This window comes from Arthrobacter sp. PvP103, assembly GCF_017833075.1.
Lineage (GTDB): Bacteria > Actinomycetota > Actinomycetes > Actinomycetales > Micrococcaceae > Arthrobacter.
In genome coordinates this window covers 258,012-271,621 of sequence record NZ_JAFIBQ010000001.1, presented here as the reverse complement: position 1 = coordinate 271,621, position 13,610 = coordinate 258,012, and the positions used below count along the sequence as shown (strand labels likewise).

The 13,610-nt window shown below is 65.8% G+C and carries 12 protein-coding genes; 11 read left to right on the top strand and 1 reads right to left on the bottom strand.

Translation table 11 applies throughout. The features are described 5' to 3' along the window. Position 1: 1 nt before the first annotated feature. A complete protein-coding gene (locus tag JOE41_RS20930; protein WP_245200595.1) occupies positions 2-1,744 on the bottom strand; it encodes a PKD domain-containing protein in 1,743 nt (580 codons plus the stop codon). A 323-nt stretch (positions 1,745-2,067) separates the two neighbouring features. On the opposite strand from JOE41_RS20930, the gene pyrR reads away from it, so the two are divergent. From pyrR to coaBC, 11 genes are all read left to right on the top strand, one after another. Further along, entirely contained in the window at positions 2,068-2,652 is a 585-nt protein-coding gene (gene pyrR / locus JOE41_RS01235) for a bifunctional pyr operon transcriptional regulator/uracil phosphoribosyltransferase PyrR (RefSeq protein ID WP_011692111.1), read from the top strand. Next, entirely contained in the window at positions 2,649-3,662 is a 1,014-nt protein-coding gene (locus JOE41_RS01230) for an aspartate carbamoyltransferase catalytic subunit (protein ID WP_209750446.1), read from the top strand. Before pyrR ends, JOE41_RS01230 begins: the two co-directional genes overlap by 4 nt. After that, entirely contained in the window at positions 3,662-5,050 is a 1,389-nt protein-coding gene (locus JOE41_RS01225; RefSeq protein WP_209750444.1) for a dihydroorotase, read from the top strand. Before JOE41_RS01230 ends, JOE41_RS01225 begins: the two co-directional genes overlap by 1 nt. Continuing rightward, positions 5,050-5,568 (top strand): hypothetical protein, encoded by a 519-nt coding sequence (locus JOE41_RS01220; protein ID WP_011692108.1) that lies wholly within the window; start codon positions 5,050-5,052, stop codon positions 5,566-5,568. The genes JOE41_RS01225 and JOE41_RS01220 overlap by 1 nt, the downstream gene beginning before the upstream one ends. After that, entirely contained in the window at positions 5,549-6,811 is a 1,263-nt protein-coding gene (gene carA / locus JOE41_RS01215) for a glutamine-hydrolyzing carbamoyl-phosphate synthase small subunit (protein WP_209750443.1), read from the top strand. Before JOE41_RS01220 ends, carA begins: the two co-directional genes overlap by 20 nt. Beyond that, complete coding sequence (gene carB, locus JOE41_RS01210; RefSeq protein ID WP_209750441.1) at positions 6,811-10,110, top strand: carbamoyl-phosphate synthase large subunit; 3,300 nt, start codon at positions 6,811-6,813, stop codon at positions 10,108-10,110. Before carA ends, carB begins: the two co-directional genes overlap by 1 nt. Continuing rightward, complete coding sequence (gene pyrF / locus JOE41_RS01205; protein WP_209750438.1) at positions 10,103-10,969, top strand: orotidine-5'-phosphate decarboxylase; 867 nt, start codon at positions 10,103-10,105, stop codon at positions 10,967-10,969. The genes carB and pyrF overlap by 8 nt, the downstream gene beginning before the upstream one ends. A gap of 107 nt (positions 10,970-11,076) precedes the next feature. Next, positions 11,077-11,427 carry an integration host factor, actinobacterial type gene (gene mihF / locus JOE41_RS01200; protein ID WP_011692104.1) on the top strand — a complete coding sequence of 117 codons (351 nt, stop codon included), beginning with the start codon at positions 11,077-11,079 and terminating at the stop codon, positions 11,425-11,427. Further along, positions 11,424-11,996 (top strand): guanylate kinase, encoded by a 573-nt coding sequence (gene gmk / locus JOE41_RS01195; protein WP_011692103.1) that lies wholly within the window; start codon positions 11,424-11,426, stop codon positions 11,994-11,996. Before mihF ends, gmk begins: the two co-directional genes overlap by 4 nt. Positions 11,997-12,035: 39 nt before the next feature. Then, positions 12,036-12,296, top strand: coding sequence for a DNA-directed RNA polymerase subunit omega (rpoZ, locus tag JOE41_RS01190; RefSeq protein ID WP_011692102.1), 261 nt, complete (start codon positions 12,036-12,038; stop codon positions 12,294-12,296). A gap of 55 nt (positions 12,297-12,351) precedes the next feature. Next, complete coding sequence (gene coaBC, locus JOE41_RS01185) at positions 12,352-13,587, top strand: bifunctional phosphopantothenoylcysteine decarboxylase/phosphopantothenate--cysteine ligase CoaBC (RefSeq protein ID WP_209750437.1); 1,236 nt, start codon at positions 12,352-12,354, stop codon at positions 13,585-13,587. Positions 13,588-13,610: the final 23 nt, after the last annotated feature.

The following is a 13,610-nucleotide window of genomic DNA, read 5'->3' as shown; positions in this document are numbered from 1 at the left end:
GTTAGCCGTTCGTGACGGTGACGTCGTCGAGATACATCCAGGTGTTGTCGGCCGGCACGGCCCCGTCGAGGTGGACGTTGAACCACAGCGTTACGGTTTGTCCCCTGAAGGGGGAAAGGTCGGCTGTAACGCGTGTCCAGGTTCCGGAGTTGCTGTTCAATTTGAAGAGGGTTGTCAGAATGCCGCCGGTGGAGCCGCGCACCTGTCCCTCCATCCAGTCCCACCTGCATTTCTTTCTGTTGTTTCCGCTGCAGACGGCGTCCGTTGTATGTGGCTGGTACCAGAACGACAGGATGGATGTCCCGGTGAGCGGGACGCTAATGGACTGGGACAGGGAGCTGTCTCCCAGCGGCTCGCTGCCGCTGGCGACACCAAGCAGCGCAGAGCCGCTGCCGCTGTGCGCCGTGCCCGCCGGTTTGGGCGGGGCTATTCCAGCCGCCGTCCAGGATGCCAGCCCGGACTCAAACCCGCCGTTTTGCACCACGGACTGCGGCGCAGACGGTGTCACCGCAGCGGTGGCAGCGGACGGTGCCGAGGAGCCGACGGCATTGGTCGCCGAGACCGTGAAGGTGTAGGCAGTGCCGTTCGCCAGACCCGTGACTGTGGCGCTCGTAGCCGGAGGGTTCCCGGTCACCTGCACCGGGGCCTGTGCCGCTGAACCTACGTAGGGCGTGACCGTATAGGAAGTAATAGCAGATCCCCCGTTATTCGGCGCCGTCCAGCTGACAATAGCCGAGGCGTTGCCGGCAACTGCGGTGGCTTCGGTGGGCGCAGCCGGGACAGTGGCGGCCGGGCCGCTGAGCGTGACAGGGTTTGTGGCGGAACCGGTGGCGCCTGCGTTGTCGGTCACCGTCAGTTTCACCTGGTACGTACCGCCGGCGGCATAGGTGTGTGTGGGCTTAGCGCCGGTCCCGGAGGGGGATCCGTCGCCGAAGTCCCAGCTGTAGGAGGCGAGCGAACCGTCCGGATCCGCAGATGCCGAGCCGTCGAAGGTCGCCGTCAACCCGGACGCTGACGATGTGAAGACAGCTGATGGCGGTTGGTTGGCCGGAGGCTGGGCGCCCAGGAACGTGGCATCGAAGGAGTTCAAGTCGACCACGACGCCGTTCAGGGTCTGATTGAACTTCTGCTGGACACCGATGCGCATGTTCGTGGATGTGTTCCATCCTCCATAGGGAACAGGCGTCGGCACGAGGTAGTCCGCTGTCCACGTGGAGTAATTGACGGATCCTGCGTTGGTATCCCACAGCGGGACGTCGTCAAAGGCTGTGCTGCTGTCCATGATCTGCGGCCACATCCCCGAGCCGCTGTAGATCACAGGCCTGACGCCCATGCCCTTGACGCCGTCCACCATGGCCCTGGTGACCGGGACACTGCCGGTCTCGACGTCCAGCGCGAAAAACTGGAGCTGGCCCTGGTACGGCCCGGCCGCAGATATGCCGCCCTGCCAGCAGCGCGGGTCGCGGGTGTAGACGGCGATCATGAGCCCCGCGTCGAGTGCCATCTTCAGCTGGGTCTGTGTCCGGTACCAAGGATCGCAGGTGCCCCAGGCAGTTGAATGCATGATGTAAAGGCGGAAGCCGGCGTTGTAGGCTTGGACGAACCAGGCCGGGTCAGTGATGGTATTAGCCGTGTCGAAGACTTTCACGGAAGGGTTCGGCGCCGAGTACGCGGCCGGGGCGGCGGCAATTCCGGCAATCGCCAGCATCGCCGCCAGGACGGCAGCAAAGATTTTCCTAGACATATCGTGGACTCCCCAATTAGCTGATGCGGTGATGGTCGCCGGCGGATAGTTCGGCGAGCATACAGTCGCGGGTTAAGGGGTAGCCCGAGTGTTAGCCACCCGTATACATGCCTCACCACACCCCACAGCCCGTGGTTACCACTCGAAGCTCCGCCGGCTTTTGGTCCATTGCAGGCACGCCTCACCATCCCGGGGGTGTGATGTTAAACGCCTTCCCGCCGCCCGCCGGCCCGCAGGGTGTGGGTGTGGCGTGTGGTAATTTTGAACTGCAAATGTTCCTTTTTTAATTCCGTCCCGTGAGGCGGGGAAAGGGGAGACGAGCGTTGACTTCAGTCACAGAAGCACCGGTTCCGGCCAGGGTTGTGCTCAACTCTGCGGACATTGACCGTGCACTCACTCGTATCGCCCATGAGATCCTCGAGGCCAACAAGGGTTCCCAGGATCTGGTGCTGCTGGGCATTCCGCGCCGCGGCTACCCGCTGGCCGTCCGCCTGGCGAAAAAAATCGCCGCCGCCGATCCCACCGTGGATGCCGCCGCCATCGTTGGCCAGCTGGACGTCACCATGTTCCGGGACGATTTGTCCCACCAGCCCACGCGGCCGCCCTATCCTACGCAGCTGCCCCGCACCGGCATCGACAACAAGGTCGTTGTGCTGATCGACGATGTCCTTTATTCGGGCAGGACCATCCGTGCAGCGCTGGACGCCATCGTGGACCTCGGCCGCCCGCGCATCGTCCGGCTGGCCGTCATGATCGACCGCGGCCACCGCGAGCTGCCCATCCGCGCAGACCATGTCGGAAAGAACCTCCCCACTTCCTCCTCCGAAAAGGTCCGGGTGCGGCTCGAAGAGACCGATTCCATCGACGGCACCCCCGTCAATGAAGTGGTCATCGAGGCAGGCGCATGAAACACCTGCTCTCCACCGAAGACCTCAGCCTGGCCAATGCCATCCGCATCCTCGACACCGCAGAGGAGATGGCGGCCGTGGGGGACCGGGAAGTCAAGAAGCTGCCTGCGCTCCGCGGCCGCACCGTGGTGAACCTGTTCTTCGAGGACTCCACCCGTACCCGCATCTCGTTCGAAGCGGCAGCGAAGCGGCTGTCCGCGGACGTCATCAACTTCGCCGCGAAGGGATCCTCGGTCTCCAAGGGCGAATCCCTCAAGGACACGGCCCAGACGCTTGCAGCGATGGGGGCCGACGCCGTCGTCATCCGCCACTGGGCCTCGGGTGCGCCGCACCGGCTGGCAGCCACGGACTGGATCGACGCCGCCGTCATCAACGCAGGCGACGGAACCCACGAACACCCCACCCAGGCGCTGCTGGACGCTTTCACCATGCGCCGGCATTGGGCCAGGCTGCATGGGACGCCGTCCGCCGGGGCAGACCTCAAAGGAATGCGCGTGGCCATTGCCGGCGATGTCCTGCACTCGCGTGTGGCCCGTTCGAATGTCTGGCTGCTGCGTACACTCGGCGCGGAGGTCACCCTCGTGGCGCCGCCCACCCTGCTGCCCATCGGCGTCGGGCAATGGCCCTGCAGCGTGAGCTACGACATGGACGAAACCCTGGCGAAGGGCGTTGACGCCGTGATGATGCTTCGCGTCCAGGGCGAACGGATGAACGCTTCCTTCTTCCCCACGACCCGCGAGTACTCCCGCCGCTGGGGATTCGACGACAACCGCCTCCGTGCCCTGGACAGCCTGGGCCTGAAGGACACCATCATCATGCACCCCGGCCCCATGAACCGCGGGCTGGAAATTTCCTCCGCGGCCGCGGACTCACCCCGTTCCACCGTACTGGCACAGGTGCGCAACGGCGTGTCCGTCCGGATGGCCGCCCTGTACCTGCTGCTCTCCGGAGACACCCGCGAACCAGCCCTGACCCCCAACGCCGCCTATTCCACCAAGGAGAGCCACTGATGGCACACGATCAACAGGATGCAGCCACCACCGGGGCATACCTCATCCGCGGCGCAGCGATTCTCGGCGGCGCGGCCGAAGACCTCCTGATCCGCGACGGCATTATCGCCGCGCGCGGCACCGACCTGGCCGGCACCGACGCAGCTGACGGCGCCACCGTCATCGAGGCCGCCGGCCTGGTGGCACTGCCCGGCATGGTGGACATCCACACCCACCTCCGCGAACCCGGACGGGAAGACGCCGAAACAGTGGAAACCGGCACCCGCGCCGCCGCGCTTGGCGGCTACACGGCCGTGCACGCCATGGCCAACAGTAATCCCGTTGCGGACACCGCAGGCGTCGTGGAACAGGTGCACACCCTGGGACGTGCCGCCGGCTGGGTGGAGGTCCGCCCTGTTGGCGCGGTGACCGTGGGCCTCGCAGGCGAACAACTGGCCGAGCTCGGCGCCATGGCTGATTCCCGTGCCAAGGTCCGGGTCTTTTCCGACGACGGCATCTGCGTCCATGACCCCGTGATCATGCGCCGTGCGCTGGAATATGTGAAGGCGTTCGACGGCGTGGTGGCACAGCACGCGCAGGAACCGCGGCTCACCGCGGGCGCCCAGATGAACGAAGGCGACGTCTCGGCAGTTCTCGGACTGACGGGCTGGCCCGCCGTGGCCGAGGAAAGCATCATTGCCCGGGACGTGCTGCTCGCCCAGCACGTCGGGTCCAGGCTGCACGTCTGCCACGTTTCCACGGCAGGCTCGGTGGAAATCATCCGCTGGGCCAAGGCCCACGGGATCAATGTGACGGCCGAAGTGACGCCGCACCACCTGCTCCTGACCGATGAACTGGTCCGCAGCTACGACCCCGTCTACAAGGTCAACCCGCCGCTGCGCACGGACTCCGACGTCCAGGCCCTGCGTGCCGCCCTGGCCGACGGCACGATCGACGTCGTCGGAACCGACCACGCCCCGCACCCGAGCGAACACAAGGAATGCGAGTGGGCGCAGGCGGCCATGGGCATGACCGGGCTGGAAACGGCGCTGTCCGTCGTCCAGGAAACCATGATCGAGACCGGCCTGATGGGCTGGGCCGACTTTGCCCGGGTGACGTCAACCGCTCCCGCCGCGATCGGACGGGTGGCGGACCAGGGACGTCCGCTGGAGGCCGGCGAACCCGCAAACGTCACACTGGTGGACCCGGCTGCGCGCTGGACCGTGGACCCTTCTAAGATGGCAACCATGGGCCGTAACTCTCCGTTCGCCGGCAGGGAACTCCCCGGCAAGGTGGTGGCGACGTTCTTCAAGGGCCACCCCACCGTCCTTAACGGCGAGCTCAACACCCCGTACCGCCACGGGCCCCACCAGGAAACAACCGCCGCCGCACCGGCGGGCGGGTACTGATGGACAAAGCACTCCCCGGACTCGCCATGCTGGCGATCATCGCGGTGGCCTTCGTGTTGCTCGGCATCGGGTGGCGAAACCGCCTGCGGCGCCAGTCCGACGTCGAGCAGCTGCCCGCGGTGCCGGCCGAACTGAGCCAGCCGCTGGCCACCGCCGACGGCCAGTACGTTGCCACCACGACGGCCGGCGACTGGCTGGACCGCATCGCTGTCCATGGCCTGGGCATCCGCACCAACGCTGAACTCACCGTCCACCCGGAGGGCGTGCTGTTCGAGCGTTCCGGGGCCGGGCCGGTCTTCATCCCGGCGAACCGGCTCACCGGAATCCGCCAGGACAGTGGCATGGCCGGGAAGTTCGTCGAAAAAGACGGACTCCTGGTGGTCAGCTGGACCCTGGGCGGCCGGGAACTCGATACCGGGTTCCGGACCCGCCGTGCCGCAGACAAACCGCCCGTCCTGGCAGCCTTTCAAGAATTGATCTCCGCAGCCCCTCAGGCAGATGCCGATAGTGGAAAGTAACAACGTGACAGAAACCGAAGTAACAGCAAACGCAGATACTGCACCTGAACAAGGAACTTCCGCACCCGCGGTGCTGGTGCTCGAGGATGGCCGCACCTTCCGCGGCACCAGCTACGGCGCCACCGGCACCGCGCTCGGCGAGGCGGTGTTCGCCACCGGCATGACCGGCTACCAGGAAACCATCACGGACCCCTCCTACGCCCGCCAGCTCGTGGTTCAGACCGCCCCGCACATCGGCAACACCGGCGTCAACAAGGACGACGCCGAATCGCGCCGCATCTGGGTGGCTGGCTACATTGTCCGCGATGCCGCCCGCCGGCCCTCCAACTGGCGCTCCGAACGCTCCCTGGACGACGAACTCGTGGAACAGGGCATAGTGGGCATCCAGGGTGTGGACACCCGTGCCATCACCCGGCACCTGCGCGAACACAAGACCATGCGTGCCGGGATCTTCTCCGGTGAGGCCGCCCGGGCCACGGACAAGGAACTGCTCGACGCCGTACTGGCCAGCGCCCCCATGGAGGGGTCCCGCCTCGCCGAGGAAGTCAGTGTTGACGAGGCGTATGTTGTGGAGCCCAAGGATTGGGGCTGGGACGGTGAGCCGCGGTTCACCATCGCCGCCATCGACCTCGGCATCAAGCGCATGACTCCCATTCGCTTCGCCGAACGCGGCGTCCGCGTCCACGTCCTGCCGGCAACGGCCACCCTGGCTGACGTCAAGGCGGTCAACCCGGACGGATTCTTTATGTCCAACGGCCCCGGCGACCCCGCCACGGCGGACAACCAGGTCAAGCTGCTCCGCTCGGTGCTGGACGAGAAGCTGCCGTACTTCGGCATCTGCTTCGGCAACCAGATCCTTGGCCGTGCGCTCGGCTTCGGGACGTACAAGCTCCGCTACGGACACCGTGGCATCAACCAGCCCGTCATGGACCGCCGCACCGGCAAGGTGGAGATCACCTCACAGAACCACGGCTTTGCCGTGGACGCCCCGCTCGACGGCGCCACCCAGGCTCCCGAGGAACGGTACGGCCGCGTCGAAGTCAGCCACGTCAGTCTCAACGACGACGTCGTGGAAGGCCTCTCCTGCCTGGACATCCCCGCATTCTCGGTGCAGTACCACCCTGAAGCTGCCTCGGGCCCGCACGACGCCGCCTACCTCTTTGACCGCTTCATCGAGCTGATGGCGGACACCGCTTCCGAGACAAAGACTGCCACCGAATCCAAGACTGAGGACAAGAAGTAATGCCTAAGAGAACTGACCTTAAGAGCGTCCTGGTCATCGGTTCCGGCCCCATCGTGATCGGCCAGGCCGCCGAGTTCGACTATTCCGGCACCCAGGCTCTCCGTGTCCTCAAGGAGGAAGGCCTGCGCGTAATCCTGGTCAACTCCAACCCGGCCACCATCATGACGGACCCCGAGTTCGCCGATGCCACCTACGTGGAGCCCATCACCCCCGAGGTGGTGGAGAAGATCATCGCCAAGGAACGGCCGGACGCGATCCTGCCCACCCTGGGCGGCCAGACGGCCCTCAACACCGCAATCGCGCTGGACAAGAACGGCGTGCTGGAAAAATACAACGTCGAACTCATCGGCGCCAACATCGCCGCGATCGAACTCGGCGAAGACCGCGAGAAGTTCAAGGGCGTCGTGGAGCGTTGCGGCGCGGAGTCCGCCCGCAGCCACATCATCCACAGCATGGACGAGGCACTGAAGGCCGCCGAGGACCTCGGCTACCCGATGGTGGTCCGCCCGTCCTTCACTATGGGCGGCCTCGGCTCCGGCCTCGCCTACACCGAGGACGACCTGCGCCGGATTGTCGGCCAGGGCCTGCAGTACAGCCCCACCAGCGAGGTCCTGCTCGAAGAGAGCATCCTCGGCTGGAAGGAATACGAGCTCGAGATGATGCGGGACAAGAACGACAACGTGGTTGTCGTCTGTTCCATCGAGAACTTCGACCCCGTGGGCGTCCACACCGGCGACTCCATCACGGTTGCACCCGCGCTGACCCTCACGGACCGTGAGTACCAGCGCCTGCGCGACATCTCCATCGCGGTCATCCGCGAAGTGGGCGTGGACACCGGCGGCTGCAACATCCAGTTCGCCGTCGAACCGGACACCGGACGCGTCGTCGTCATCGAAATGAACCCCCGCGTCTCCCGGTCCTCCGCGCTGGCATCCAAGGCCACCGGCTTCGCCATCGCCAAAATCGCCACCAAGCTCTCCCTGGGATACACCCTGGACGAGATCCCCAATGACATCACCCAGAAGACCCCGGCCTCCTTCGAACCGACGCTCGACTACGTCGTGGTGAAGGTTCCCCGCTTCGCCTTCGAGAAGTTCCCGGCAGCGGACCCCACCCTCACCACCACCATGAAATCGGTGGGCGAGGCCATGGCCATGGGCCGCAACTTCACCGAGGCCCTGCAGAAGGCGCTCCGTTCCCTTGAACAGAAGGGCTCACAGCTGGACTTCAGCCACGTTCCGGAATGGGAAGTCCCGGAGCTGATCGAAAAGGCCAAACGGCCCACCACGGAACGCCTGCACCAGGTGCAGCGCGCTCTGCTCGGCGGTGCAACGGTGGAGCAGCTCTTCGAGGCCACCAAGATCGACCCCTGGTACCTGGACCAGCTCCAGCTGCTCAACGAGATCTCGCAGGAGATCCGCAAGTCCACGGCCCTGACCCCGGAAATGCTGCAGCGCGCCAAGCGCCACGGCTTCTCCGACGAGCAGATCGGCGCCCTCACCAACAACCAGGAGGCCGTGGTCCGCGGCGTCCGCCAGGCCCTGGGCATCCGGCCGGTCTACAAGACCGTGGATACCTGTGCCGCCGAATTCGCCGCGTACACGCCGTACCACTACTCGTCCTACGACGAGGAGGACGAGGTTGCGCTGCACTCCAAGCCGTCCATCATCATCCTGGGTTCCGGGCCAAACCGCATCGGCCAGGGCATCGAATTCGACTACTCCTGCGTCCACGCCTCCATGGCGCTGCGCAAGGCCGGATACGAGACCGTCATGGTCAACTGCAACCCGGAAACCGTCTCCACCGACTACGACGTCTCCACGCGCCTCTACTTCGAGCCGCTGACCCTCGAGGACGTCCTCGAGGTCATCGCGGCGGAGGAGCGCACCGGCGGCGTCATGGGTGTTTTTGTCCAGCTCGGCGGCCAGACCCCGCTCAAGCTTGCGCAGCAGCTGGCTGACGCCGGCGTGCCGATCCTCGGCACGTCGCCGGAAGCGATCGACCTCGCCGAACACCGCGGCGCCTTCTCCCGGGTGCTGGACGAGGCCGGACTGATCTCACCCAAGAACGGCACGGCCGTCTCCTTCGAAGACGCCAAGAAGATCGCCGACGAAATCGGCTACCCGGTCCTGGTGCGCCCGTCCTACGTGCTGGGCGGCCGGGGCATGGAGATCGTCTACGACGAGCCCAACCTCTCGCGCTACATCGCCAACGCCACCGAGATCACCACCGAACACCCCGTGCTGATCGACCGGTTCCTGGAGGACGCCGTCGAAATCGACGTCGACGCCCTCTACGACGGAACCGAAATGTACCTCGGCGGCATTATGGAGCACATCGAAGAGGCAGGCATCCACTCCGGCGACTCCGCGTGCGTCCTGCCGCCGATCACCCTCGGCAACAACGTGATCGAACGCGTCCGGACCGCCACCCTGGCCATCGCCGAGGGCGTCGGTGTAAGAGGCCTTATCAACATCCAGTTCGCCCTGGCCTCCGACGTCCTGTACGTCCTCGAAGCCAACCCGCGGGCCTCCCGTACGGTGCCCTTCGTCTCCAAGGCCACGGGCGTCCAGATGGCCAAGGCCGCTGCACTGATCGGCACCGGGGTGACCATCAACCAGCTCCGCAGCGCCTACAAGATGCTGCCGGAGACCGGGGACGGCTCCACCCTGCCGTTCGACGCCCCCGTCTCGGTCAAGGAAGCCGTGCTGCCGTTCAGCCGCTTCCGGACTCCGGAAGGCAAGGTTGTGGACTCGCTCCTCGGCCCGGAAATGCGCTCCACCGGCGAGGTCATGGGCATCGACAAGCACTTCGACACCGCCTTCGCCAAGAGCCAGGCCGCCGCCAACAATGCGCTGCCGACTGAAGGGAAGATCTTCGTGTCCGTGGCCAACCGGGACAAGCGCTCGGTGATCATGGGCGTCAAACGCCTTTCCGACCTCGGCTTCGAGATCGTCTCCACCGGCGGCACCGCGGACGTCCTGCGCCGCAACGGCATCCAGGCAACCCCGGTCCGCAAGGTCGCCGAGGGCAGCAGCGCCGAGGGTGAAGGGACCATTGCCGACCTCATCGTCGCCGGTGAGATCGACATGGTCTTCAACACGCCTTCCGGCGGCGAGGCCCGCATCGACGGCTATGAACTGCGCGCCGCGGCAACCTCCATCGGCATTCCGTGCATCACCACGGTGGCCGAGTTCAACGCAGCCGTCCAGGCAATCGAAGCGCAGCGGACCTACGAATGGTCCGTGACCAGCCTGCAGGAGCACGCCGAGAACCTGAAGGCCCTGCAGAATGGCTGAGCAAGCGGCAGCAATGACGGCCGGCCGGGAGTCCTTCGGCTCCCGGCTGGGCCGGGCCATGGCGGACCGCGGTCCGTTGTGCGTGGGGATCGATCCGCACCCGGCGCTGCTAAAGGCCTGGGGGCTGAACGACGACGCCGCGGGCCTGGAGCGCTTCTCGCTCACCGTTGTGGAGGCTGTGGGTTCGCTTGCTGCCGCCGTGAAGCCGCAGGTGGCTTTGTACGAGCGGCACGGCTCCGCGGGAATGGCGGTGCTCGAACGCACACTCGCTGCCGCGGCTTCTGCCGGCGTGCTGACCATCGCCGACGCCAAGCGCGGGGACATCGGCTCCACGATGGCCGCCTATGCCGACGCCTGGCTCCGGGACGGCTCGTCACTCGCCGCGGATTCGGTGACACTGAGCCCCTACCTTGGCTTCGAATCGCTGCGTCCGGCCCTCGACCTGGCTGCAGAGTACGGTCGCGGCGTCTTCGTCCTGGCCCTGACATCCAATCCGGAAGGCGCCTCCGTCCAGCACGTGGGCGGTGCGGATTCAGTGGCGCGGAGGATCACCGAGGCCGCTGCCGGGGAAAACCGCCGGTACGGGGGCGCCCTGGGTTCGGTGGGCCTGGTGGTTGGCGCCACCGTGGGCGGAGCCCTGCAGGATCTGCAGCTGGACCTGACGGCTGTCCGTGGGATCATCCTCGCTCCCGGGCTCGGGGCGCAGGGCGCCACGGCCGCTGATCTGCGGACAACGTTCGGTGCCGCCTATTCGCAGGTCCTGGGCACCTCAAGCCGGGACATCCTCTCGGCGGGTCCCTCCGCCGGCGGACTCCGCGAGGCCGCGCTGCGTACCCTGGAACCGCTGCTGACCAGCTGATCCATTGACTTCGGCGCCATTGATTTCTGCGACGGGCAAAGGGTAGGTTCAGGAAAACTCCAACGGCCCTTGCCTTGGTTCAGACTGACGATTCGGCGGTGACTTGAGTGAGCCTGCGGCCCCTGACAGACCAGGAACGCGCGGAAGCCCTGGGGAAGGCGGCAGCGGCCCGGGCTGCCCGGGCGGAAGCCAAGGAGCAGCTGAAGTCCGGAACCCTCTCCGTGGCGGAGCTCCTCACCTCCGGCGACGGCAATTCCGCCCTTGCCCGGATGAAGGTCTCGGAGATGCTTGAGGCAATGCCCGGTATCGGCCGCGTCACGGCGGCGGCCATCATGGACGAGCTGGGTATTGCCGCGTCCCGCCGGCTGCGGGGACTCGGCATTCACCAGCGCCGGGCGCTGGTAGATTTTATGAACGAGAACCACGTCCATCCGAATAACGCCCAAAGGAATATGTGAGCAAGAAACCGGGACTGACAGTCCTCGCCGGCCCGACGGCTGTTGGCAAAGGCACCGTGTCCACCTACATCCGGGACAACTATCCTGAAGTCTGGCTTTCCGTCTCGGCCACCACCCGTGAGCCGCGCCCGGGGGAGCAGGACGGCGTTCACTACTTCTTCAAGTCCGCCGAGGAATTCGACGCCCTGGTGGCCCGCGGGGAACTGCTGGAGTGGGCCGTGGTCCACGGCCGCAACCGCTACGGCACGCTCCGCAGCACCGTGGACGCCGCCATCGCCGATGGCCGCTCGGTGCTGCTGGAGATAGATCTGCAGGGCGCACGGCAGGTCAAGCAGGCCGTTCCGGAGGCGCAGTTCGTCTTCCTCGCCCCGCCCAGCTGGGAGGAAATGGTCCGCCGCCTGGTGGGCCGCGGCACCGAAACAGCCGAGGAACAGCAGCAAAGACTGGAAACCGCTAAACTAGAACTTGCCGCTGAGCCGGAGTTCGATCACACCGTTATCAATGATGACGTTCGACGCGCAGCGGACGAGCTTGTTTCACTCATGGGGCTGACCCCGCACCCGCACTAGCCGCAGGGTCGGATCGGCCCGTTAGAATTTGGAGAATTCGTGTCCACGAACCTTGAAGGCATCATCAACCCGCCGATCGACGAGCTGCTGAAGGCAGCTGATTCCAAGTACGGCCTGGTGATCTTCGGTGCCAAGCGTGCACGTCAGATCAACGCATACTACGCGCAGCTGCACGAGGGCCTGTTCGAATACGTAGGTCCGCTGGTCGACACCAAGCTGAACGAGAAGTCGCTTTCCATCGCCCTGCGCGAGATCAACGAAGGCAAGCTCGTTTCCACGCCGATCGAGCCTGCAGAGTAAGAACTTTTCGGACTGGGTCTCATCGGAATACAGACTGCCTGTTGACGGAGGTCACGTGCGCATAGTCCTCGGAGTCGGGGGAGGGATTGCCGCCTACAAGGTGGCATCGCTCCTCCGGCTTTTTACTGAAGCCGGACACAACGTCACGGTGATCCCCACGGAGGCCGCGAACCGCTTTGTCGGAGTGGCCACCTGGGAAGCGCTGTCCGGAAATCCGGTCAGCAACAGCGTCTTCGACGACGTTCCTTCGGTCAACCATGTCCGCCTGGGGCATGAGGCGGACCTCATTGTTGTGGCTCCGGCCACCGCGGACCTCCTGGCCCGTGCCGCCGGCGGCCACGCCAACGACCTTCTGACAAACACCTTGCTGATGGCCAGCGGCCCCGTGCTGATGGCACCCGCCATGCACACCGAAATGTGGCAGCACCCCGCCACCCAGGCCAACGTGGAAACACTGCGCGGCCGTGGCGTCACCGTCCTCGAACCCGCCAGCGGCCGGCTAACCGGGTCCGACTCCGGTCCCGGCAGGCTCCCCGAACCGGAGGCAATCTTCTCGGCCGCCATGGCGCTTATGCAGGACAGCGGGGTTTCCGGGCAGCTGCCGCTGGCCGGCCGCACTGTCACCATCAGCGCAGGCGGCACTCGTGAACCTTTGGACCCGGTACGGTTCCTCGGTAACCGTTCCTCCGGCAAGCAGGGCGTGGCGCTTGCCGTGGCGGCACGCGACGCGGGGGCCAGCGTCCGGCTGCTCGCCGCCCACATGGACGTGCCGGCGCCCGCCGGCGTCGAGGTGGTCCGGGTGGAAACGGCGCTGCAGCTCCGGGAAGAGGCGCTGCGCGCGGCCGTCGATTCCGACGTCGTCATCATGGCCGCCGCCGTGGCGGACTTTCGTCCCGCGAACGTTTCAGACACCAAGATCAAGAAACGTGACGACACCGACGATCCGGTGATCAGCCTGCTGCGCAACCCGGACATCCTGCAGGAACTCGTGGAAGTGCGTGCGGCGAACAAGCCCGGGCAGCTGATCGTGGGTTTTGCGGCCGAAACCGGGGACGCCCACGGTGACGTCCTCGCCTACGCCGAGGCCAAACTGCGCAAGAAGGGCTGCGACCTGCTGGTGGTCAACCATGTGGGCGAAGGCCTGGTGTTCGGCCAGGACCACAATTCGGTAGTCATCCTTTCCCGCTCCGGCTCCGAACCACAGGCGGCATCCGGTTCAAAGGACGATGTTGCGGCCACCGTCATTGACCGCATCAGCTACGAGTTGAGCCGCGTTTTCCCGCGATCATGATTTTCGAGAAACTGTTTTCCGGA

Bases quoted from the DNA above. Each gene is read 5' to 3' on its own strand.
- carB (WP_209750441.1), top strand. From the start codon at position 6,811: ATGCCTAAGAGAACTGACCTTAAGAGCGTCCTGGTCATCGGTTCCGGC.
- JOE41_RS01220 (WP_011692108.1), top strand. From the start codon at position 5,050: ATGGACAAAGCACTCCCCGGACTCGCCATGCTGGCGATCATCGCGGTG.
- pyrF (WP_209750438.1), top strand. From the start codon at position 10,103: ATGGCTGAGCAAGCGGCAGCAATGACGGCCGGCCGGGAGTCCTTCGGC.
- JOE41_RS01225 (WP_209750444.1), top strand. From the start codon at position 3,662: ATGGCACACGATCAACAGGATGCAGCCACCACCGGGGCATACCTCATC.
- carA (WP_209750443.1), top strand. From the start codon at position 5,549: ATGCCGATAGTGGAAAGTAACAACGTGACAGAAACCGAAGTAACAGCA.
- JOE41_RS01230 (WP_209750446.1), top strand. From the start codon at position 2,649: ATGAAACACCTGCTCTCCACCGAAGACCTCAGCCTGGCCAATGCCATC.
- JOE41_RS20930 (WP_245200595.1), bottom strand. From the start codon at position 1,744: ATGTCTAGGAAAATCTTTGCTGCCGTCCTGGCGGCGATGCTGGCGATT.